The sequence below is a fragment of the Niallia sp. CD-39 genome (assembly GCF_059874745.1).
This window is the reverse complement of record NZ_JCBCPS010000006.1, coordinates 132,558-153,385: the sequence shown is the minus strand read 5'-3', so window position 1 is coordinate 153,385 and position 20,828 is coordinate 132,558. Positions and strand designations below refer to the sequence as shown.

Annotated in this window: 24 protein-coding genes; 1 reads left to right on the top strand and 23 read right to left on the bottom strand. The window is 37.7% G+C overall.

The genetic code is table 11. From position 1 onward, the window contains the following. Positions 1-83: 83 nt before the first annotated feature. Together AC6F34_RS14115 and acpS are read right to left on the bottom strand one after the other, a co-directional pair. Positions 84-1,112, bottom strand: a complete 1,029-nt coding sequence (locus AC6F34_RS14115) for a LolA family protein (RefSeq protein ID WP_500773228.1) — start codon at positions 1,110-1,112, stop codon at positions 84-86. A 140-nt stretch (positions 1,113-1,252) separates the two neighbouring features. Beyond that, a complete protein-coding gene (acpS, locus tag AC6F34_RS14110; RefSeq protein ID WP_500773226.1) occupies positions 1,253-1,606 on the bottom strand; it encodes a holo-ACP synthase in 354 nt (117 codons plus the stop codon). Between the two features lie 126 nt (positions 1,607-1,732). On the opposite strand from acpS, the gene AC6F34_RS14105 reads away from it, so the two are divergent. Next, positions 1,733-2,446, top strand: a complete 714-nt coding sequence (locus AC6F34_RS14105; RefSeq protein ID WP_500773224.1) for a rhomboid family intramembrane serine protease — start codon at positions 1,733-1,735, stop codon at positions 2,444-2,446. An 18-nt stretch (positions 2,447-2,464) separates the two neighbouring features. On the opposite strand, the gene AC6F34_RS14100 is transcribed toward AC6F34_RS14105, so the two are convergent. The 21 genes from AC6F34_RS14100 to AC6F34_RS14000 form a co-directional block, all read right to left on the bottom strand. Further along, entirely contained in the window at positions 2,465-3,964 is a 1,500-nt protein-coding gene (locus AC6F34_RS14100; RefSeq protein ID WP_500773222.1) for a PH domain-containing protein, read from the bottom strand. Next, positions 3,957-4,436, bottom strand: coding sequence for a PH domain-containing protein (locus AC6F34_RS14095; RefSeq protein ID WP_500773220.1), 480 nt, complete (start codon positions 4,434-4,436; stop codon positions 3,957-3,959). The genes AC6F34_RS14100 and AC6F34_RS14095 overlap by 8 nt, the downstream gene beginning before the upstream one ends. A 102-nt stretch (positions 4,437-4,538) precedes the next feature. Further along, entirely contained in the window at positions 4,539-5,513 is a 975-nt protein-coding gene (locus AC6F34_RS14090) for a phosphotransferase (protein ID WP_500773218.1), read from the bottom strand. Between the two features lie 189 nt (positions 5,514-5,702). Further along, a complete protein-coding gene (cshA, locus tag AC6F34_RS14085; protein WP_500773216.1) occupies positions 5,703-7,175 on the bottom strand; it encodes a degradosome RNA helicase CshA in 1,473 nt (490 codons plus the stop codon). A 309-nt stretch (positions 7,176-7,484) separates the two neighbouring features. Further along, positions 7,485-8,180 carry an alpha/beta hydrolase gene (locus AC6F34_RS14080; RefSeq protein WP_500773213.1) on the bottom strand — a complete coding sequence of 232 codons (696 nt, stop codon included), beginning with the start codon at positions 8,178-8,180 and terminating at the stop codon, positions 7,485-7,487. Positions 8,181-8,492: 312 nt separating this feature from the next. After that, positions 8,493-9,707: an ABC transporter permease gene (locus AC6F34_RS14075; RefSeq protein ID WP_500773211.1), complete on the bottom strand. Its 1,215-nt coding sequence runs from the start codon at positions 9,705-9,707 to the stop codon at positions 8,493-8,495. Further along, a complete protein-coding gene (locus AC6F34_RS14070; RefSeq protein WP_500773209.1) occupies positions 9,700-10,632 on the bottom strand; it encodes an ABC transporter ATP-binding protein in 933 nt (310 codons plus the stop codon). The genes AC6F34_RS14075 and AC6F34_RS14070 overlap by 8 nt, the downstream gene beginning before the upstream one ends. A gap of 13 nt (positions 10,633-10,645) precedes the next feature. Then, positions 10,646-11,497, bottom strand: a complete 852-nt coding sequence (locus tag AC6F34_RS14065; RefSeq protein ID WP_500773207.1) for an ABC transporter ATP-binding protein — start codon at positions 11,495-11,497, stop codon at positions 10,646-10,648. Beyond that, positions 11,498-11,902: a GntR family transcriptional regulator gene (locus tag AC6F34_RS14060; protein ID WP_500773205.1), complete on the bottom strand. Its 405-nt coding sequence runs from the start codon at positions 11,900-11,902 to the stop codon at positions 11,498-11,500. A gap of 28 nt (positions 11,903-11,930) precedes the next feature. Beyond that, on the bottom strand, positions 11,931-12,656 hold the full coding sequence (locus AC6F34_RS14055) for a hypothetical protein (protein ID WP_500773203.1): 726 nt from the start codon (positions 12,654-12,656) through the stop codon (positions 11,931-11,933). A 224-nt stretch (positions 12,657-12,880) separates the two neighbouring features. Next, positions 12,881-14,290: an ammonia-forming cytochrome c nitrite reductase subunit c552 gene (locus tag AC6F34_RS14050; protein ID WP_500773201.1), complete on the bottom strand. Its 1,410-nt coding sequence runs from the start codon at positions 14,288-14,290 to the stop codon at positions 12,881-12,883. Beyond that, positions 14,283-14,804 (bottom strand): cytochrome c3 family protein, encoded by a 522-nt coding sequence (locus AC6F34_RS14045; RefSeq protein WP_500773199.1) that lies wholly within the window; start codon positions 14,802-14,804, stop codon positions 14,283-14,285. The genes AC6F34_RS14050 and AC6F34_RS14045 overlap by 8 nt, the downstream gene beginning before the upstream one ends. 34 nt (positions 14,805-14,838) lie before the next feature. Beyond that, positions 14,839-15,342 (bottom strand): TlpA family protein disulfide reductase, encoded by a 504-nt coding sequence (locus tag AC6F34_RS14040; RefSeq protein ID WP_500773197.1) that lies wholly within the window; start codon positions 15,340-15,342, stop codon positions 14,839-14,841. 27 nt (positions 15,343-15,369) lie between these two features. Then, positions 15,370-15,501: a CcmD family protein gene (locus AC6F34_RS14035; protein ID WP_500773195.1), complete on the bottom strand. Its 132-nt coding sequence runs from the start codon at positions 15,499-15,501 to the stop codon at positions 15,370-15,372. 16 nt (positions 15,502-15,517) lie between these two features. Then, positions 15,518-16,228, bottom strand: coding sequence for a cytochrome c biogenesis protein CcsA (ccsA, locus tag AC6F34_RS14030; protein WP_500773193.1), 711 nt, complete (start codon positions 16,226-16,228; stop codon positions 15,518-15,520). Then, positions 16,228-16,911 carry a heme exporter protein CcmB gene (locus AC6F34_RS14025; protein WP_500773191.1) on the bottom strand — a complete coding sequence of 228 codons (684 nt, stop codon included), beginning with the start codon at positions 16,909-16,911 and terminating at the stop codon, positions 16,228-16,230. Before AC6F34_RS14025 ends, ccsA begins: the two co-directional genes overlap by 1 nt. Beyond that, positions 16,908-17,597, bottom strand: a complete 690-nt coding sequence (gene ccmA, locus AC6F34_RS14020) for a heme ABC exporter ATP-binding protein CcmA (RefSeq protein WP_500773189.1) — start codon at positions 17,595-17,597, stop codon at positions 16,908-16,910. The genes AC6F34_RS14025 and ccmA overlap by 4 nt, the downstream gene beginning before the upstream one ends. Positions 17,598-17,611: 14 nt before the next feature. Next, complete coding sequence (locus AC6F34_RS14015; RefSeq protein ID WP_500773187.1) at positions 17,612-17,944, bottom strand: hypothetical protein; 333 nt, start codon at positions 17,942-17,944, stop codon at positions 17,612-17,614. Continuing rightward, on the bottom strand, positions 17,941-18,297 hold the full coding sequence (locus AC6F34_RS14010) for a hypothetical protein (protein WP_500773185.1): 357 nt from the start codon (positions 18,295-18,297) through the stop codon (positions 17,941-17,943). Before AC6F34_RS14010 ends, AC6F34_RS14015 begins: the two co-directional genes overlap by 4 nt. Positions 18,298-18,312: 15 nt before the next feature. Next, on the bottom strand, positions 18,313-18,780 hold the full coding sequence (locus AC6F34_RS14005) for a cytochrome c-type biogenesis protein (RefSeq protein WP_500773183.1): 468 nt from the start codon (positions 18,778-18,780) through the stop codon (positions 18,313-18,315). Positions 18,781-18,851: 71 nt separating this feature from the next. After that, positions 18,852-20,816 (bottom strand): heme lyase CcmF/NrfE family subunit, encoded by a 1,965-nt coding sequence (locus tag AC6F34_RS14000; RefSeq protein WP_500773181.1) that lies wholly within the window; start codon positions 20,814-20,816, stop codon positions 18,852-18,854. Between the last annotated feature and the right edge of the window lie 12 nt (positions 20,817-20,828).

Below are 20,828 nucleotides of genomic sequence, written 5' to 3'. Positions count from 1 at the left end.
CAATTCATCATTTCATGCTTTCTTTATCTTCGCACAAAAAGAGGCTGATTAGATTCATTAAATCTAATCAGCCTCCATTATATTTACTTATCAACATCCACTTCAACTGCTTTTGCAACAGCGATCAACTCATCCTTGGTCAAATCATTGGATGCAAGCATATATTCAACCCCATTGTTTGACCAGGTCACTGTATTATTTGATAATGCTCCGATCGTAAATCCTAAATCAACAGGCTCACCATTTACAGATGTTGCAACAAATGCAACTGGCTTAACATTTGCTTTTTCTTGTATCAATGTGAAGGACTTATCTCCGCCATACGATAGAATGATTCGCTTTCCATCCTCTAAGCTAATCTCCGACTCTTTAATCAACTCAACATTACCAAGATTTAACTGTTCCAAATTAGGATGAAGCACAGAGAATTCGTTCGAAAGACCTTCCTCTCCACTAACTGGAACATGATCAATAGCCGCGCTTGTCATATTTTTCTTCGTATCAAAATCATTCTTATCTAACTTCTCACCAAACTTCACTTCAGAAAACTCAACAGTTACAAGAGGATTTCTGTCCGTGTCCATCACCTTTACATGCACCGGTGTTAAATCTGACTTTTTAAAGGCAATTTCTTGAAGAGGAAGCATTTGATTGTTTTGATATCTTGTTTTTGTTTCGTAAATATAATGATCGTCAGTTGCTGTAAATTTTGCTTCTTTATCTTCTAAAATATCCTTGATTAATGATTGGTATAAATATGCTTGACTGCTATTCTCAGGCCATTTACTTTGGAATTTAAAGCTTTTATTTAATGCTGGTGTTAATACAAAGACACCTTCATCATTACGTAGAATCATTTGACTTTGATCTTTTTCGGCATTCTTTAAGTTTACTCGATAATAGTGTGGATCATTGTACCATACATCGATATCATACGTTTGTGGCTCAGTTCCCATTTGCAACGTCATTTTTGCATTTGCCTTGTAGCTTTTTAAATCTTCTACTTTTTGCCCAAGCTCTTTCGTAACATCCTCCTGTGATTTTGTACCGCAGGCTGCCAAAGCCATTACAGCCGACAGAACGAAAAGCAGTAGTATAAATCTTTTCTTCATCCCTTCAACCCCTTTTGTCACTTTTTTCGGCTTTTTAGCCTCGATTACAAATTGGCCTGTCTCCTCTTTGCACTACGAATATATGAGACAACCTGTGGGATTATACCAGAAGGAATAAGACAAACTAAAAAAACATTAGGTTATTCTTCAATAATGACTTGTGCAATCGCATATTGTTCACTATGAGAGATTGAGAGATGAATCCGATTCTCTTCAGGCTTAACAATAACAGGCTTCCCTCTTTCATCTTTCATAATTTCTATATCTTGAAAGGAAAGATCCTTGCCAATCCCTGTTCCAATTGCTTTTGCGTATGCTTCTTTTGCTGCAAATCGACCTGCTAGAAATTCGGTCTTTCGATGCTTCTGTGTTAGCCTGTCAAAGTCTATACGCTCTCGTTCTGTTAATATGCGGTCAATGAATTTCTTTTGCCTCGTTAAAAGGTTTGAAACTCTTTCCAATTCAATTAAATCAATTCCTATTCCAATAATCATTCTATATGTCCTCCCTTCTTCATAAAAATTAAATGCTTTTGAAGTGCTTATTTGTCCTCATTCAAGCTATTATGTATAGTAAAGGATGTTATACTTTTAGCCCGAGAAACTAAAAGGGGGAAAACTATGTTTGTTCGAACGGAAAACTTCAATGAGTTTAGACGATTTTATCCTGTTATCACAACCATTATTGCCATTAATCTAGCACTTTATCTATTAGGAATGTTCCCGCCAACTAAGGGCATAAATGACCTATTCATTGGCTTTAATCTTTGGATCATGCAAGGGGAGATATGGCGACTCGTTACGCCAATTTTTATTCATGGCGGCTTTGCTCATCTATTATTCAATTGCTTTGCACTCGTCTTATTCGGGCCAGCACTTGAGCAAGCGTTGAAGAAGTGGAAATTTCTTCTCGTTTATTTAGGCGCTGGAATTGGTGCCAATATCGCCACACTATTCCTTGAGCCGCTTATTTATTCTCATGTTGGAGCAAGTGGCGCAATCTACGGTTTATTCGGCTTTTACCTTGCGATTATCGTCTTTAGGCGGAACATGATGTCGCCTGCCAACACCCAATTAATCATTGTCTTTACCGGAATTGGTTTGTTAATGAGCTTCATGGGAACTAACATTAACATTACTGCCCACGTATTTGGATTGCTAGCAGGCTTCCTAATTGGTGTAGCAATGCTAAGAGATGGGCAAGCTTCTGCTGCAGGCTTTTCTCGACCTGCTTTTCGAGGTCGATCACAAAAACCGAAGATTCCTCCAAAAACTGCTCTATTTTTTGGAATCCTCATCCTCCTTGCAGTCATCGGACTCTTGTCGCAACTATAATTCGTTAAAAGCCAAAAGCTATGCTTTTGGCTTTATGTTTTTAATAGGAATATGAGAGAAACCCTCAGGCTGTATTGGTTTCTTTTCAGAATGTGAGTACCATTCATAAATTTCCTCTACATCGCTTTTTTCTAAATCAGCGACCGTTCCACCACTAATACCTGACCCTGCAACTACTGACGCATCGATTGTAGCTACATCTGATCGTACTTGAAAATAGCTTTGGCTCATTCTAAGAGACTGTATACGATTCTTACGCATAAAGATGGTTTGCCTTATGATCCCACGATAACGTAGCACCAACTGCTGTTGTTCGGTAATTGCCCAACCAGCATCTTTAAATTTCATATAACCTAACGCAAGAAGAGCTGGATACAATAGGAGCGCGATCAAACCAAGTGGGCGAAAGAAAATCACTGGAACCGCACTCAGAATAATTGCTGCTACTAGTGCACGAAATAAATACCTGCGTAACGACCGATTCGGTGCTGGTTTCAGTTCATAGTTGAAATCGTATTCTGTCAAATAGGGCTCAATTATTGATTGAATTCTGCTCTTTTTTATATAAGGCAAAATTAAGACGCTCGCACTGCTTTCTTCTGTCATTGATCCACCAGCATTTTCAATCGACACATTCGCAAATCCAAACGGTTGACGCAACAGATTTTCCGAAATATTTACAGATTGAATCCGCTCAAGCGGGATCGTCAATTGCCTTTTTTCCAGTAGCCCTCTTGTAACGACTAAATTCCCTTCGATCTTCTTCAACGTAAAGTCAGAATACTTAAGAATGGTACCAATAACAGCAATCAGCCAGGCAAAAGTGACAACGATCAATGCAACGGTGGCAATAAATACGACACCACTTGAAATTAGATCTTGCAATTCATTAAAGACTCGCTCGTAAGGGATGAACTCATCAAACTGTAGTAAAAACACGATTACTGCAGCAATAACAACTCCAGCACCACCAGAAGTTGAAGCTAGTAAAAGTAGTTCTTTAGGTGAAATTTTATAAAGAATTTCCTCTTTAGGCTTCTGGACTTCGCTTACTTCATCAATCATTGCATCTTGTTTTACTTTTGCATGAGCAATCTCTTCTTGGATTCGTTTAACCTCATCCTTTGTAATAGCTGTTAAAACAGCTTCTGCCTCACCTGAATTTGTAGAACCCGCTGTTTCAATCTTCATTTTCACTAATCCAAATGGACGTTGTAAAATCCCCTCCGATAAATCAAGGCTCTGAATTCGTTCAAATGGGATATAACGTTTTTTTCGTACAAACACACCTGTTTCAATACGTATTTCTTGATCTTCTAATCGATATGTAAACCTAAGCCATGAGATTAAGCCCACTATAAACACAATCACAATGATGGCACCAAATCCGATGAGTCGAAACAAGACTCCATCTGTACCAACAAATAAAGCAATGAGCAGTGGGATAAAAAGGTCTTTAATATACTTCAAAGCATTTGCAACAGCTGAAATTGGATGAAGCCTTCTCGGTTCAGACATCTTCAGTTGCCACCCTTGCAAGATTAGAGATGAAAAATCTAAGCTGTTCTGCCTCCTCTACATCCAATGCAGGTATTTCATGAACCGTCGCTGCTGTTGAAATATTCACTGTCGCTAAGCGATATTTTCTCAATATTGGACCTTGAGCAGTATCTACATGTTGTACACGAATCATCGGGATTAACGTACTGCGAATAATAAAAATCCCATGCTGCAATTCAATTTCGTTTTCCCTTACTTCATAACGCCATCTCTTCCATCTTAAGCCCGGTAAAAGCACGATAAATAAATAAGCATATAAGGCAAAAGCCATTAGCGCAGCACCAATTACCCAAATTGGCCAATCAAATATAAAAGTCAGTACAATCGTACCGATTGCGAATAACAAAACAAAAAAAGAATGAATCGCACCAGAAATTCTCCAAACAGTTAAACCTCGTTTAGAAATTCTTTTGTGTGGCCTTCTAATCATAACTACCTCCTGAAAACTTACATGTTGTTCCTCCTTAGTATACATGACATAGTGTGTACTTGTCGGTACATTTATTTCTGCTTTATTATGTATATATTTCTACTAATCCTTTATTATTTCTTCAAGACTATCCATGTGTTCTCCAATCCAAACCATCTCATTGAAAAATTGAGTTTCCTGATACCTGCCTGGATTAACATTAGAATGGATCCACCAGGTGCTTTCCAAATACCATAACACTTTTAAGGATCGAGAAAACAACCCAGAATTTATGTGCCTTTTTGTTTTGTATCCAGCTAAGAATGCAGATGCTGAGTCAATGTTTAGTGCTTGATTCTTTAACGCGCCCGACATAATCGCACGTCCAATATCTAATTCTAAATAATCAAATCCAAATCGATCGTAGTCAAGTACGGCTGTTACTTGCTCACCAGAAAACAATATATTGTCCACCCATAGGTCACGATGGAGCCAACCTGGTTCACACCCTCCTAATTCTTCAAGATTAAATGCTTTCGTTCTTGAAATTTGTTGATCAATCGTATGATTAAGATTAGGATTCATCCGCTTTACTTGCTCCCAATGCTGTACACGATGATTGATATCGATAGGTTTGAACTTTACACTTCCCTTAGCATATGTTCCATCGTTAAAAGCATTATGAAGATCCGCAATAGTCTCACCAAGATGACGCATTTGCTCCACCGTTAGCTCACCGGGAAAAATGTTCTCTCCTTCTGAAAAAGTCATGACCATAAAGCGTTCACCGGAATTTGTTCTCTGAATGATCTTGTGTTTATGCATTAGTGGCATTGGACATCGAATTCCCAACTTTGAATGCCGTAACTGTTCCTTTACTGCTTGTTCTTGCTCGAAAAATAGATTTGAGTTTCTCAAACTATTAAAACGTTCTTTGCTAAATTGTTTGATGACATACATTCCTTTATCTGTTTCAACTTTCCACTTTTTATTCAAATAACCTCGTGTAAGTGGAGTTGCTTGCTTTATTTGAATTTGAAAAAGTGCTGCAATCGAATCGCTCAATTCTTTTAACATCTCTTCACTAGTAATACTCATTATGACACTCACCTCCACTGAATAAATTCTCGTTGTATCTATGATTACCTGCACTGAACTCCCAACCATGTTTCGGCAGATTACACACTCAAAAGTTTACGAATTTCGCTTTTTTCCTTTCCTAACACCTTAAAATATAAAAAGCCTATTAAAGCTTTTTGGGCTTTAATAGGCTGAATCAATGCATATTTATGATGGACGGTAGCTGTTTGACTTTGGTTTATTGTAAACTCTTTTACCGGCTTTGTGACCACCTTGGCGTGATTTACTTGATCCTTGCTGTCTGCTACCCCGTTGACCTTGGCTTTTATTGCGATCATAAGGTTTACGATCTCTCTTAGCAGGAAGTGGTTTTTCTTCCGTCAGTTTAACAGGCGTTGTGTCTGGTTCTTTCGTTAACATTTTCAATACAGCTTGAACGACTGTTGATGCATCATGTTTTTCTAACAACTCATCGGCAGCTTGCTTGTAATATTGCAGATGGTTTTGGTCAATTGTTTGCTCAATCTTTTCTAAGACTGCCTTCTGTTGGCCTTCTAGCGCCTCATCCAATGTTGGAGCAGGCATACGTTCCATTTTTCTCTTCGTTGTGCGTTCAACAATGTGTAAGTATGACTTTTCTCTAGGGTTAATAAATGTCATGGCTACACCCTCTTTACCTGCTCGTCCAGTACGTCCAATGCGGTGGACATAGCTCTCTGGATCTTGCGGGATGTCGAAGTTGTATACATGTGTAACCCCTGAAATATCTAAGCCACGTGCCGCCACATCTGTAGCAACTAAAACATCGATAGAACCTTCTTTAAACTTTCTTAATACAGACATTCTCTTCGCCTGGCTTAAATCGCCATGAATGCCTTCCGCCATATACCCTCGTAGTGTCAATGCTTCTGATAATTCATCTACTCTACGCTTCGTACGACCAAAAACAATCGCTAATTCAGGTGATTGAATATCAAGCAGTCTTGTTAGCACATCGAACTTAGTCTTTTCTTGAACTTCAATATAATATTGTTCAATTAAAGGCACTGTCACTTCTTTCGTTTTAACCCGAACAATCTGTGGATTCTTCATAAATCGCTCTGCAATTTTCTGAATTGGTCCGGGCATTGTCGCAGAGAAAAGCAACGTTTGACGCTCTACCGGAATGTTTGAAAGGATGGATTCAATATCTTCAATGAACCCCATGTTTAACATCTCATCTGCTTCATCCAAGATCGCAGTATGAACATGATCCAGTTTTAATGTTTTACGATTAATATGGTCGAGGATTCTACCAGGAGTTCCAACAATAATATGCGGACGGTTTTTCAATGCGCGAATTTGACGATTAATATCTTGCCCACCAAAAATTGATAACACTTTTGCACGCTTGCCATATCCAATTTTGTATAATTCTTCTGACACTTGAATCGCAAGCTCTCTCGTTGGTGCAATAATAATTCCTTGGATAAAATCCTTTGTTGTATCAATCTTATCAATCATTGGGATTCCAAACGCAGCAGTCTTACCAGTACCTGTTTGTGCTTGCCCAATTAAATCTTTATTCTCAAGGCTTAACGGGATCGTCTCTGCTTGAATAGGAGTTGCTTCTTCAAAACCCATTCTTATAAGAGACTTCATCGTAGCTGGACTAATACCTAAATCTTGAAACTTAGTCAATGTATTCATTCTCCTTCATATCTTTGAAAATTTAGATTGTCAAGTATGCAGGAATAACTCCTAATGGAAGCATGGGGAATGATTGCTTCTCTATTTACGAAACCCACTTTTTAAGGGTTACTCGTTCATTTTTTCTTTTAGTTCCATGAATGGAATGACCTTATTCATGAAAAAAGACATTCTCCACACCGGAGTATGTCTGGGGTTTCTAAAGAGGTACCTGTTGACACTTTGAAGTTTATCTTATCATCTAAATAAACCGATTGCAACGGCATACCGACCTATAAAATCGTTATTCATTCGTTATCTTTACTCCTGTTCTTCATGCAAAAAACCGTACACCTCATCGAATAATTCCTGTTTTTCATCGCAATGACAAATCATATGATTCGATTTATTAAAGTAAATCACTTTTTTCGCTTCTGCTCCAATATTCTCATAGAGGAAGTCCGCACTTCTCGGTGGAACAACCCCATCAAGCCCTCCCTGAGCTATTAATGTTGGAATACTCACCTGTTTCAACTTTGGTCGCACCGCATTCACCAACCTCCTGAATTGCATCGTCGCTGTGATTGGAGTCGCTTTAAGTTTTCTTTTATACCTTTGAAACATTTCATTTTCCCGAATCTTCCCCTGCACTACATCACTAAACATCGCTTGAATATCCAAAAAGATTTGTTTCGGATTAATATAAAGTGCAGCAGCACTTAGAAGTACCAATTTTTCAACCGGATATTTAACTGCAAGATGACTCGCAATTAGTCCACCCATTGAAAACCCAATCACATAAACTTGATCACATTCGTCTAACATTTTTTCTAATTCTTCTTCCGCATGACGAATCCAACTTTGATAAACAACACCTTTCAAGTGTAGCTCTTCACCATGACCAGGTAACGTTGGAACGACTACTTTCCAATCAGTTTCTTTCTGTAAAAAGTCTGCAAGCGGAGCTACCTCATAAGGAGAACCTGTAAACCCATGAATACACATGCATCCTATCATTTTTTACACCACCGAAATAAAGTTAATCTAACTCAATCATGTCTTATTGCTATACTCTTCCCTCTTCTACCCATAATTAAAACGGATAAAAGGCCCATTTTTAACATTAGTGTAATTTTACACTAATTTATCAAAAAGTGCGCAAGGTAATACTATTCATATTTTACTTTTCACCTTGAATGCCAACAGGACTTAGTGCTAGGAAATAAAAGAAAAGCATGCTTCAAAAAAGAAGAATTATAACAAAACTTCAATCATCTTGTCTTTTAACAAAAACAATGCAGTGAGCAACTAGCAGCCCACTGCATTAGATTAATATTTCAACCACTTGATGATTTCTTGTGGTGTTGCATTTTTACCATAAATCAAAATTCCAATTTTGAAGATCTTACCGGCAATTTTCATAAAGACGAAAATGCTCACAACAAGGATGACTAATGCAATTGCAATTTCTAACCATGGCCAGTTCTCCATCATTGAAAGGCGTAAGATAAGTACACCTGGTGATGTGAATGGGACGTAAGTTCCAATCATCGCCAACACCCCTTCTGGATCACGAATTACTGGACCGAAGAAGAAAAATGGCAAGAACGGGAGCATGAAGACCAACCCTTGGAAGTTACTTGTTTGGTCCATATCCTCAAATGTTGCCCCTATGCCTGCAAAGATCGTCGCAAATAATAGATAGCCAAGAATTGCGATGACTAATAGTACAAGTGTTTCTGGAACAAACAAGTAATTCCATAATTCAAATTCATAGCGCCACACGATGAATGGGGCAATTAGCGCAATCCAAGCACCAACTTGAGTTAACCCTAATGCAAAGTAACCAATGATTTTTCCTTGCATCAATTCATGTGCTTGAAGAGAAGAAAGTACAATTTCAGCCACCTTCTCCTTCTTCTCTTGCGAAGCACTTTGGAAAATCATCATCCCTGTGAGTACGATTGAGAAGAGAATGATTCCTGCAAATATACCAGGAACTAATCGTTCAAGAGGGTCTGAGGCTACTGTCTCTTCTGTTTCACTTACTTCAACTGAGTTGATTTGAAACCCGTTTGTGACAATCTCCATTTCCTCTGGTGAAAGTTGAAATTGTTGCAGTTGCAACGCTTGCAATGGGTGAACGAGAAGCTGCATTCCTTCATTGAAAGCCTGAGGCATTTTTTCATGATGATACACATTCACACTTCCGTCAGTAAAAATGGATTCATTTAATTGAAGAAACGCTGTGTTCTCATCTCCCTGTACAATTTGTTCCATTTCAGCAAATGTATCATTTGTTTCCTTTACGTCCCACTTAATGTCCTGTGCTATTAACATTTCTTCAACCGTTGGCCATACACCTAATTCATCGTTGATAAAAACAGTTGGCGGTGTGGGCTCAGATTCAAATGAATCCATTAGAACTGGAAACATCGAGAATGCAATGAAAATCAATGGTGTTAATAAGATTGAGATAATGAACGATTTGTTCTTGATATTCTTTTTAAATTCCCATTTTGCAACCTTCATACTGTTACGCATTCTTCTCACTCCTTCCTAAGCTATTTTGCTCTGTTGCGATATCAATAAAAATTTCATGAAGGGAAATTCTTCTGAGCTGTAACTCTTTTATATCAATGTCTTCAGGTAGCTCTTTCATCCAGCTTCCGGGATGAATATCGTTTTCTAAATAAAGCGTATTCGTACCTTCTCCCTCTTCCACTCTTTGCACTTTTGGCAAACTAATCAAACGTTTGATTGAATTTTCGCCAGTAATAACGCACTTAAAGCTTCCATACTGGTTCTTCACTTCTTCCATCGTTCCATAAATCACTTTTTCACCTTTATGAATCATATAGAGTGAATCACATAACTCTTCCACAACATTCATTTGGTGTGCCGAAAGCAAAATAGCCGTTCCATTTTGTGCTAGTTCGCGAATTTCTGATTTCATCATTTCCTGACTGACAGGGTCGAGGCCAGAAAACGGTTCGTCCAAAATAAGCAGTTCAGGCTCATGAATGATCGATGCGATAAATTGCACTTTTTGCCCCATTCCTTTGGAGAACTCTTCAATCGTGCTTTTTTCTTTCCCTTCTAAACCCATCTTCTTTAAATAAAATAGCGCGCGCTCCTTCGCTTTTTTCTTCGGATAATCTTTTAACTCAGCAAAATAGAGAAGAATATCCATAATCGGGATCTTTTTATAAAGCCCTCTTTCTTCTGGTAAATAACCGATCCGATTGCGAGGGATTTCTCCTTTTTTGCTTCCTGCAAAATGAATGTCACCTTCATCTGGTTGAGTAATGCCCATAATATTACGAATCGTCGTTGATTTTCCTGCCCCATTTGGTCCTAGAATCGCAAGAATTTCCCCTTTTTTCACTTCAAAAGAAATTTCACGGATAATGCGCTTATCTTTATATGACTTGCCAACTTGGTTTACTTTTAATACTGTTTCTCCCATTGTTGCTCCCTCCTTATGCTAATAAAAATGTAATAATTTCTTCTACCTCTAGCACTCTATCATCAATCCAAGCTATTCCTTTATTACGAAGATAAGTTTCCAATTGTTCCACATTTTCTGTAACGATTGTTCTTTCTAAATTTACTCGCTCCACTTCTCCTGGAAGCAATTGATCAGGCAATATTTCGAACCAATAACGGCGATATTTACCGAAAAGTTCATCCTTTTCAAAGTGACCAATCATTTGCCCCTTCTTCATTACTACAACATAGTCTGCTAGCTTACGAATATCATCGGTTTGATGACTGGAAATGAGCATCGTCCGCTCTCCTTTATCCATCCATTCAACAAAAAGATCCATCATTTTTTTCTTCGATGGGATGTCAACATTGGCAGTCGGCTCATCCATAACCAAGACATCTGTATTACGGGCTAACGCCAAAGCTATGACCAATTTTTGTTGATTCCCTTTAGAAAGCTTCCCGAATTTCTTGTTTAATGGAATATCAAGAAACTCAACAATGCGATTATAGTAAACATCATCCCAGTTTGGATAGAGCCCCTTCATTAGTTCTACTAAATCAGCACTCTTGAATAAATTCCATCCGATTAATTGCTGAGGAACATAAGCAATTCTATGCTTCCAAGCCTCTTTCCCATCTAGTATGGAATCTCCATAAAAGTAGATTTCTCCATTGTCAGGAGTGACTAAATCCATAAGCATTTTAATTAAAGTACTTTTCCCAGCTCCATTATCTCCAACGATGACAGAGACTGTTCCTGCTTCAATAGTAAGTTGAATCGGCTGTAACGTAAAATCATCTATTGACTTCGTTACATGGTCGAATTCCACTACTTTCTCCATTTAGGCATCCCCTTTCTGCCTTTCTTTCATTGATAAAATCACTTCACGAAAAATACGTTCAATTTGCTCAATTGTATAATCATGCCTTAGTGCTGTCTCTACACTTTCCTCAATTGCTTTATACACGGTCGTAATCTTAACCTCCTCTTTAATTTCATTCTCCATTTCTGATACAAATGTTCCTTTTCCTTGAGTCGTCTTAATAAAACCTTGATGTTCTAAGTTTAAATACGCCCTTCTCGTCGTAATCACACTAATCTCCAATTCCTTTGATAGAACTCTAATTGATGGCAATGGCATACCTGCTTTTAATTTTCCGCTCGCAATCAGGGCTTTTACCTGCTCTTCAATTTGATGATAGATCGGTGTTTTCGATTCCTTTGAAAGACGAAGAGGTAATTTCATATATGCTTTCCTCCTCTATTCCATTTCATTAAGTTAAATAGTTGATTTTCTTAATCCGTTTTACAGATACCTTTTGTGTCCAAAGGACATAGATCACAGTTGTAATAACGGAAATAATCATTGTTAAAAATGGCCAGTTTAGAACGAGCTGAAGCGATAAATTAAAGATTGTTGAATTTGCGTATATATTAATGAAGATAATAATTCCAACCGGAATGGCAAAAGTTAACGCAATGATCGCTGCATACACTACTGGGTGAAACGTCATGCGATCACCGGTATCTGCATAAGGATAAAGACTACCCATAACAATACCAAAGCAAATCCATAGAACGATAAATGCTAAGTAACTCTCAAATGGAATTTCTGCTCTCACATCTGCTGAGAAGACATACGGAGAAACAAGACAAATAAGATTAAATGGAAGAGCGTAAATAAAGTAAACGATAAAGCGACTCCACACTAATGCGTTTCGATTTGTTGCCAGTTGATTCATTAGCATAAATACAGGAGAAGCATAAAACTCTCCGTCCAGCTTCTGCATTTGAAAATCCTTCGGTCTCATCCATATTGTCATGCTAAATAAAAATGCAACAAAAACGATGTCGTAAAAAAAATCTTTTTCTTCTACTAAGAATATATCCGTAATCAAGTACGAGAAAAGCACACTGAACGGGATCAAGAACCATAACACGCTTAACGAACCTTTCACTTCGAACTTTGCTAACCACCAAGCTTGTTTCCAACTATTCATTTCATCACCTCTAACTGTTATACTGTTTATATCTATATACACAGTATACTCTGTTCAATCTCATTTTGCAACAAGTATTCTGACTTTTTTCATTTATTGAAGAAAACCATTATTCGTATAAGTTGACAACCACATTATCTTCTGGCAATTTTAAAAGGAAAACACCGTACATATGCTAGTCCCATAGTACGGTGCTTTCCTTTTTCATTTATTTAGGAAGGAGGCTATTGTTGAGGCGGAAAATAGGCATTTGTTGCATGGTCTTTTTTCTTAAAGTTGTCTGGTTCCTCAAATACAGCCTTCTTCACTTTTTCAATCTCTTGATCTACCTCTTCTATTTGAACGCCATTCTTTACTAATTCTACTGTGGCAATTTTGATTGCTTCATTGGATGCATCAGAAGATAATTTTAATGTCTCCATCATTCCCTGAGGATTATGGAACCCTGCTGAATTTTCTGCTGCTACGATATCCCACAACCATTGAGCTTTACGAATATGATTTTGTGCTTCTATTATTTTTTCTTCACTTATTCCTGATGTTATCATCTTATTTACATAATAATGAGATGTTATCGATAGGTCTTCCGCTGCATGCAATTCCTTCATATGTGTGTCCTGAATCTCTAACACTCGATTCTCTAAATCTTCAAGCTCCCTGTTACTATGACAAGTAGCACACGAGCGTTCCATTGTTTTTAATGGTGACGTCCACCAATGTGATGTTATTTTTTTCTTATTATCTGTTCGCTCGTAAGGCATATGACAGTCTGAACATGTAACACCAGCTTTTCCATGAGGACCTTCAATATGTGTTTCAAATTCAGGGTGTTGAGCTTTTAATATTGGTGTTCCGGAAATATTATGAATCCAGTCTTGGTTAAAGCCACTATCTTTTGCAACCGTCTCATAATATTCATACATCTCTTCCGGCTTAAAGCCGTTTGCCCAAGGGAATGTTACTTCACTATTGTCAGGAGCAAAGTAATACTCTACATGACATTGACCACAAACATAATTTCTCATATCATTTTTTGTTGCATTCTCAACATCTATTCCTTGCGAAGCCATGGCTTTAATAAAACTCGGCCTTGTAATTCGTAAATCCATTGTTTCTGGATCATGACAGTCTGAACATCCAATTGGTGAATGCCCCATCGCCTCTGCAGCAGGCCAAACTTCATCCAGAAAACTACCTCCCCAGTATCCATCGCCCATTTCTTCAATGAGGTGAGGGACAGCTGTTGATTTGCAAGTTAAGCAAGATCCAACGGATTTATCCGTAATCCTTGCAATGTCACGAACATCCTCATTTGCATAGACATGACCGCGATCTTCATTGTATTCTACAGCAAAGCCATATCCATTGAATAGAATTGGTAAGTATGGCTCTTTATCCTCATCATACTTACTTCTCTTCACGGAACCACTATACTTTGTATCTTCCATTTCACTATTTTTCATATAACTAGAATAATGTAACGGAAATAAATCTTTAAATGCTTCATTGTTGATTTCATTTTTATCCAAGCCTGTTGTCTCAGTACCTGAACTCTCATTTTCATTAGAACATCCGGTAATGACAAGTGCCATGACTACAATAGCCAAAAGCCCTAATCGTACAAACTTATCCATTCGGTGAGATCCCTCCTTTATTTTCTAATAATTCTCCTGGAACAGGACGTTTGTAAAAATCTTCTGTTTTGAAGTCCTTCCCATGCGGAACGGCTTGGTGACAGGTTGAGCAACTATCCTTCGCTTCATGGGATACGTTATTAATTGTACTCTGATGACAATCAATGCAATTTTGGTTGATGATTTCTTTTGAATTATCTGTTGTATGCAATACATCTGGAATCTTATCAGAACCTAAAGTGTTAAAATATAGATGCCCTACCCCAGCCTTTGCTTTATTCGTCAACTTGTTCACAACTGTATCATGTGGCAAATGGCAGTCACTACAACTCAGCTCAGCATGTGTTGAATCAGCAAATGAATCATGCACACTCTCCATAATATGACAGCTACTGCAAAACTCTGCAGAGTCTGTATAAGCAAGTGTTTTGACGGTAACAACCGAAAAAATGATCCCAATGAACACTCCAAATAAAAGAAGAAATTTTTTATCTAGAAGCTTACCTTTTTTCATTTTTCCACCTCCTTTCATTCAACATAAAGAAGGATTATAAGGCCTTTTCTTCAATCAATTGAATCAGCATATTTTTTGTTGTCGGTCCATTAAATCGTTCAACAATTATTCCGTCTTTGTTGATAATTAGTGTATCAGGCTGCCCAATCACTCTGTACAAATCAGATATTTTTTCCTGAGTATCTAAAAGATACAAAAGCTCGGACTCAGACTCGCGAATATACTTTTCCATGCGTCTTTTTGATTCGCCTTTTGCAATAATAATCAACTTGGCATCTTCATATTCTGAACCAAATGCTTCTAGCTCTGGTGCTTCATCTATACACGGCTGACACCACGTCGCAAAAAAATTCAAGACAACCGTTTGCCCAGAGTAATCTGATAAACGATAGATATCCTCATTCAAGTCTTTTAGCTCGAACGGAAGAGCTTCATCCCCTATATGGGTAGTCGCCTTTCCTTCCAGCCCAATCATAAAGAAAATGACTACACCTGACGCTATTATCGTTACAAAAATGGAAATGAGATACTTCTTCATGTGAACACCTCGCATTTTCCTCACACTTTACTCTTCAGAATTCCATTCTGCCAATTGGGCAATTTCCTTTTTCAAACTCCTTTGTCTCATTCCTAATAGCAACACATACCCAGCAATCATGACCCATGTAATGGAATACGTAATAAATAAAAAATTCATCGTCTGCTCCTCCTATTTATCCAGCAATCTTATTCATCATTTTGTTTTTAGAATCAACTACCACCTGGCGCATCTGTTCAATCTCTGCCGCCTTACGCATTAGAAAGACATAGAGAATCGTGATCGTAAACACAGAGAAGAGTAATGTAATAAGCATTTCTGGCTCCATCCCACCACCGCTTTGGTTTTGTCCTTCACCGAAAACGACTGGATGCAATTTTGTATTCCACCATCGGATTGCCATAAAAACAATTGGCACATTCAAACAGCCAATAATTCCGAACACAGAAGATAGCTTTACAATCTTCTCCCACGAGCCATCCATCTTACGAATCATTAAATAGGCAATGAAAATAAACCATAAGATCAATGTTGTCATGAGGCGTGGTTCCCAGCTCCACCATGTATTCCAACTTACCTTCCCCCAGAGTGTTCCGGTAATCAGCGTAATCGTTGTAAACAAGACACCAATCTCAGCCGATGCTCCTGCTAACTGATCAAAACGCATTCTTGGTTTAATCAAATTTCTGACGCTATAGTAACCAACAACGATAAAAGAAAGAAATGCGACCCAAGCACAGCCTACATGAAAATAAAATATCTTTTGTGTTCCCCCCATTACCTTTTCAATCGGTGACCATATAAAGATCAAATATAAAAGAATGAGCATAGACGGAATTAGTACATACAATAAGGCTTTGTCTATTACAACGTTGTTCCACTTCATCATGAGCCCTCCATAACATATTCAAATAAAAATAAACACACTGCTAGAAACAATAGATCGTATGCTGCAATTAAATAAAGCCAAGAGGATACTTCCTGTATATCCGGACGCTCAAGGATATGAGCAGTTGCCTGAACAGCTGCAATCATCAATGGAGTTAACAGTGGCATCAACAAGACTGGCAATAGCATCTCACTATTTTTTGCATTTGCGGCAATTGCGGCTAAAAATGTTCCTACTAAGATAAACCCTAATGTCCCTCCAACGATTAACAGAATCAGCCAGATGAGTTTCCCTGTAAATTGGTAACCAAACAATATAAATAATGCCGGTATGCTAACGATTTGTACTGCTGACACAATTACAAAATTTGCGATAACCTTGCCAATATAGATGCTTGATACATCAATCGGAGCAGACATCATTCCCTTAAGGCAGCTTTCTTCTTGTTCAGATACAAAAGATCGATTTAATCCTAATAGTCCTGTAAAAATCGTAAGTAGCCAGATTAAACCTGGTACTACTGTACGGACCGTATTATTAGTAGGATCAAACGCAAAGCTAAAGATCAAAATGACAAGTCCTGAAAAGACAAGCATAATCGCTAATGTTTGCTTCCCTTTCCATTCCTTTTTTAAATCCTTTCCCGCAATGACAAAAGCGTCAGCAAAAATAAACTTCATTTGCTCATCACCACCGCATCATACCAGCTTTTTAATCCATGTAATTCGGATGTTTCTGCAACAATTCTTCCTTTTTGCAAAACTACCACACGGTCTGAAACTTCTTGAACTTGTTCAAGATCATGAGATATAAGCAAGATTGATGTTCCCAGTTTCTTTTTTTCTACGATGATTGAATTTAATAAGCCGATTGCTTCTCGATCTAATCCTGTATGAGGTTCATCCAAAAGAAGAAGATTTGGCTCCGCTAAAAAAACTCTAGCAATTGTTAGTCTTTGCTTCATTCCTCTAGAAAAAGAACGTACATACTCATTCTTAAATCGATGCAAGCCCACTTCTTTGAGCAATGTATCTATCTTTTGCTTCAAACTCTGAACTTTATAGAGTTTTCCATAGAAAAGGAGATTCTCATAGGCTGTTAGCTCACCAAACAAAAAGGAGTCATGACCAATAAATCCGATTTTTTTCTTTTCTTCTATTTTGCGATCTTTTACATTTTCTTCATTTATAATGATTTCTCCATATGTGCTTTTTATGAGTCCTAAGATGCATTGAAAAAGAGTGCTCTTTCCTGCTCCATTCGGACCAAGCAAAGCAAGAACTTCACCACCATTTACTTTGAAGGAAACTTTATTCAGCACAAGACGATTGCTTCTTTGTATCGATAAATGCTTGATTTCAAGCATCGGCGTCAGCTCCTTCATTCAGTATATTTCTGCAATTCTTTGGTGATTAAACGGAGCTTCATTTCCATTTCGCTTTTCTTAGTCTCCTCGTTTTCATCTATTCCTTTTATCTTCTTTCTTTCTATTAACTCTTTTTCTATTACATCTTTTTTCTTTAACAATTGGATAAATCGATCATCCTCAAGTTGATATGCCTTCACCATTGACCTTTTCATGTATACATAAAGGACAGTCAATATAACCACTAATAAAACAACGAGGAAACCATGTGGATTGATTTTATTGACGATTGGAGTTGTTAGCCAAAACTGAACGAGCCATTCAGGGTGAAACGCTGGAGTGTTCACTGTTTAATTCCCCTCTGCTTTCTAAGATCTTCAAGCTCTTTCGATATCTCGTCATCAATATTTAGTTTCTCTTCCTTTTTATTAGTAACTTGATTTGCTTGCATGAGTTCCCCAGCAGCCCTTTGATATCTTTCCTTTTGGTGAAAATAATCCTTTTCATTCATTTTTCCCATTAAGTATTCCATTTCTAATTCATTCATCGTTTTATAAAGGTCCTGTAAGGCATCATCCTTTTTTAGCTGAAGATGATGATTTAGTGAAAGAATGCTCTTCTCTCTTAAAAAGGGAGACGCAACTAAATAAATACATGTAATAATCATCGCTGCACTAATAAGTAAATAAATGATACTCATAGAGATGCCCCTCTCTTAAAAATACTTTTTGCGTTCTTCCTCTAAAATCTTTTCAATTGCCTGTTTCTCATGGGATGATTGCCACTCTATCAATTCATCAGAGCCTGCTTTTTTAACATTCATTTTTCTTAACCACATTGAGACAACCGTCCCTCCAAAAACTAAACCCATAGCAGGCATTCCCCAAGCCAAAAGACCACTTCTGTCTCTTGCTGGTTCTTTTAAAGCTGCCTGACCGTATTCCTCAACATAATAGTTGATGATATCATCAGGTGTCTTCCCATCATTTAACATCTCGAGCACTTCGTTATGATAAACAGGTTGAATCGAACAAGTAGAAAACTCATGGTTCGAATGTCCCTGCATATCAAGCTGTTTAATAACTTCATTAAATTCCTTTGAATTAACTGTATATGTTGTCTCAGCAAAATTATAAGGTACCGCTAAGAACATAATTGCGATCAAACATGTCAACGTTCTCAACGCCAGACACCACCTTGATTTTATTCATTTATATGAGATAAGAACTCATAATTTTTTCTAACTCCATGCACTTAATAGGTATTCCCGGTTCTATGTTGTATTCTTGGCTTTCCACCAATTAGCGCGATCATTGTCCCTATTACCATAACCATGCCTCCTGCCCAAATCCAACTAACAAAAGGATTGATCCTAACTTGAAATGTTGCCTTATCTTTAGATTCCCAAGAGCTTAATACAACGTATAAATCCTCCTTCCAATTCGTTTTAATCGCTACTTCTGTTGCTGGCTTTTGCCATTGATCATGAAAAACCTTCTCCGCTGTTACATTTCCTACCATTTTTCCCTTATATGTTGTTTCTAGGACGGTGAGAACGATTGTATTACCGTTTGAATAAGTCTCTTCTAAGCCATTAAACTGAAGTTCGTAGTCACCAATGGAAATGGTTTCACCGCTCTCAACGGTAAGCAGGGACTCTTCTTCATAATTGTGAGAAGAGATAATACCAACCGCGATTAAGGCCATCCCAATATGGACAATATACCCGCCATATCTTCGTTGGTTTTTTTGAAACAGCTTATACGACGATTTCAATAAAGACTCTTTTGTCGCTTTCATACGTGCTCGTATTCCAATGATGATTTCTTGTATGTGGGTAAAGAACATAAAAACAGTTGCTCCGATTCCAATAAGTGCGTAAATACCTCTAATGTTTAACAGTAGTAAGATTACAATTGACACTATTCCACCAACTACTGGAACAATCATGCTCTTTAATGATTTTTCGATAGATGCTTTATGCCATGCAATGAGTGGGCAAATCCCCATTAATAATATAAGACCAAGGAAGATTGGGGCTGTCACTGTATTAAAATATGGTTCTCCAACATTTACCTTTGTTCCAGTGATTACTTCTGAAATCAATGGATACATCGTTCCCCAAAAGATAGCAAAAGTCGCACCAACTAATAATAAGTTATTTAGTAGAAAGGAACTTTCTTTTGAAAAGTAGGCTTCAATGGGCTGACTTTCTCTTTTCAACATGCTATACCTTGTCACTACAATATAAATGGATAACGCTAGCATGAATGCAAGGAAAATTAATAAATAGGCACCTACATTTCCATCACTGAATGCATGTACACTTGTTAAAATTCCACTTCGTACAAGGAACGTTCCAAAAATGGTTAATAGATAGGAAATGATCACCAAACTAAGATTCCATAGTTTAAGCATCCCTTTCCTTTCTTGAATCATAATGGAGTGAAGAAATGCTGATACTGTTAACCAAGGAAGAAAACTTGCATTCTCTACTGGGTCCCATGCCCAATATCCACCCCAACCAAGCTCAAGATATGCCCACCAGCCACCAATTATATTTCCTAAGGTTAGAAACAACCAAGCTACCAACGTCCAACGCCTAGTAAGCTTTATCCATTCTGCATCCGCTCGTTTTAACAGAAGGGCCGCAATTGCAAAAGCAAAGGGAATTGCTAACCCCACATATCCTAAGTAAATCGTAACTGGGTGTAGAATCATTCCGGGATGCTGCAACATTGGATTCAATCCTTTTCCGTCTACAGGGATTGTGTCCGTCATTGCAAATGGATTGCTACTAATCACGATAAGAATGAAGAAAAACAAGATATTTAGCAGTAAGATAGAATAGACATATGGCATAAGGGGATTGTTTTTCACTTTTGAAAAAGCAAGGATCCCGCTATACAAGCATAAAAGCAAGAGCCAGAGTAAAAGTGAGCCGGCATTCCCTGCCCAAAAAGCGGTGATTTTATAAACAAGTGGTAAGCTTTCATTTGTATAAGAAGCAACGTACTGAAATTGGAATTGACCAGTCACTAAGCTATATAGCAAAAGGAAACTCGCAATACTTGCTAGAAATAAAAGAGCAAGAATTCCTCCTCTCCCACTTTCGATCCACTTTCGTTCCTTTTTACGTATTCCAATTACTAGGGCAATGAAAGAGTATAATGAGATGATTATCCCCAAATACAACGCTGAGTTTCCAATTATATACATACCTATAACCAC

Excerpts from the sequence above, each read along its gene's own strand:
- ccmA (WP_500773189.1), bottom strand. The coding sequence starts at position 17,597 with ATGCTTGAAATCAAGCATTTATCGATACAAAGAAGCAATCGTCTTGTG.
- AC6F34_RS14060 (WP_500773205.1), bottom strand. The coding sequence starts at position 11,902 with ATGAAATTACCTCTTCGTCTTTCAAAGGAATCGAAAACACCGATCTAT.
- AC6F34_RS14045 (WP_500773199.1), bottom strand. The coding sequence starts at position 14,804 with ATGAAAAAAGGTAAGCTTCTAGATAAAAAATTTCTTCTTTTATTTGGA.
- AC6F34_RS14080 (WP_500773213.1), bottom strand. The coding sequence starts at position 8,180 with ATGATAGGATGCATGTGTATTCATGGGTTTACAGGTTCTCCTTATGAG.
- AC6F34_RS14065 (WP_500773207.1), bottom strand. The coding sequence starts at position 11,497 with ATGGAGAAAGTAGTGGAATTCGACCATGTAACGAAGTCAATAGATGAT.
- AC6F34_RS14000 (WP_500773181.1), bottom strand. The coding sequence starts at position 20,816 with ATGTATATAATTGGAAACTCAGCGTTGTATTTGGGGATAATCATCTCA.
- acpS (WP_500773226.1), bottom strand. The coding sequence starts at position 1,606 with ATGATTATTGGAATAGGAATTGATTTAATTGAATTGGAAAGAGTTTCA.
- AC6F34_RS14040 (WP_500773197.1), bottom strand. The coding sequence starts at position 15,342 with ATGAAGAAGTATCTCATTTCCATTTTTGTAACGATAATAGCGTCAGGT.
- AC6F34_RS14010 (WP_500773185.1), bottom strand. The coding sequence starts at position 18,297 with ATGAGTATCATTTATTTACTTATTAGTGCAGCGATGATTATTACATGT.
- AC6F34_RS14035 (WP_500773195.1), bottom strand. The coding sequence starts at position 15,501 with ATGAATTTTTTATTTATTACGTATTCCATTACATGGGTCATGATTGCT.
- AC6F34_RS14090 (WP_500773218.1), bottom strand. The coding sequence starts at position 5,513 with ATGAGTATTACTAGTGAAGAGATGTTAAAAGAATTGAGCGATTCGATT.
- AC6F34_RS14025 (WP_500773191.1), bottom strand. The coding sequence starts at position 16,911 with ATGAAGTTTATTTTTGCTGACGCTTTTGTCATTGCGGGAAAGGATTTA.
- AC6F34_RS14055 (WP_500773203.1), bottom strand. The coding sequence starts at position 12,656 with ATGAATAGTTGGAAACAAGCTTGGTGGTTAGCAAAGTTCGAAGTGAAA.
- AC6F34_RS14050 (WP_500773201.1), bottom strand. The coding sequence starts at position 14,290 with ATGGATAAGTTTGTACGATTAGGGCTTTTGGCTATTGTAGTCATGGCA.
- ccsA (WP_500773193.1), bottom strand. The coding sequence starts at position 16,228 with ATGAAGTGGAACAACGTTGTAATAGACAAAGCCTTATTGTATGTACTA.
- AC6F34_RS14105 (WP_500773224.1), top strand. The coding sequence starts at position 1,733 with ATGTTTGTTCGAACGGAAAACTTCAATGAGTTTAGACGATTTTATCCT.
- AC6F34_RS14115 (WP_500773228.1), bottom strand. The coding sequence starts at position 1,112 with ATGAAGAAAAGATTTATACTACTGCTTTTCGTTCTGTCGGCTGTAATG.
- AC6F34_RS14100 (WP_500773222.1), bottom strand. The coding sequence starts at position 3,964 with ATGTCTGAACCGAGAAGGCTTCATCCAATTTCAGCTGTTGCAAATGCT.
- AC6F34_RS14070 (WP_500773209.1), bottom strand. The coding sequence starts at position 10,632 with ATGGGAGAAACAGTATTAAAAGTAAACCAAGTTGGCAAGTCATATAAA.
- AC6F34_RS14075 (WP_500773211.1), bottom strand. The coding sequence starts at position 9,707 with ATGCGTAACAGTATGAAGGTTGCAAAATGGGAATTTAAAAAGAATATC.
- AC6F34_RS14095 (WP_500773220.1), bottom strand. The coding sequence starts at position 4,436 with ATGATTAGAAGGCCACACAAAAGAATTTCTAAACGAGGTTTAACTGTT.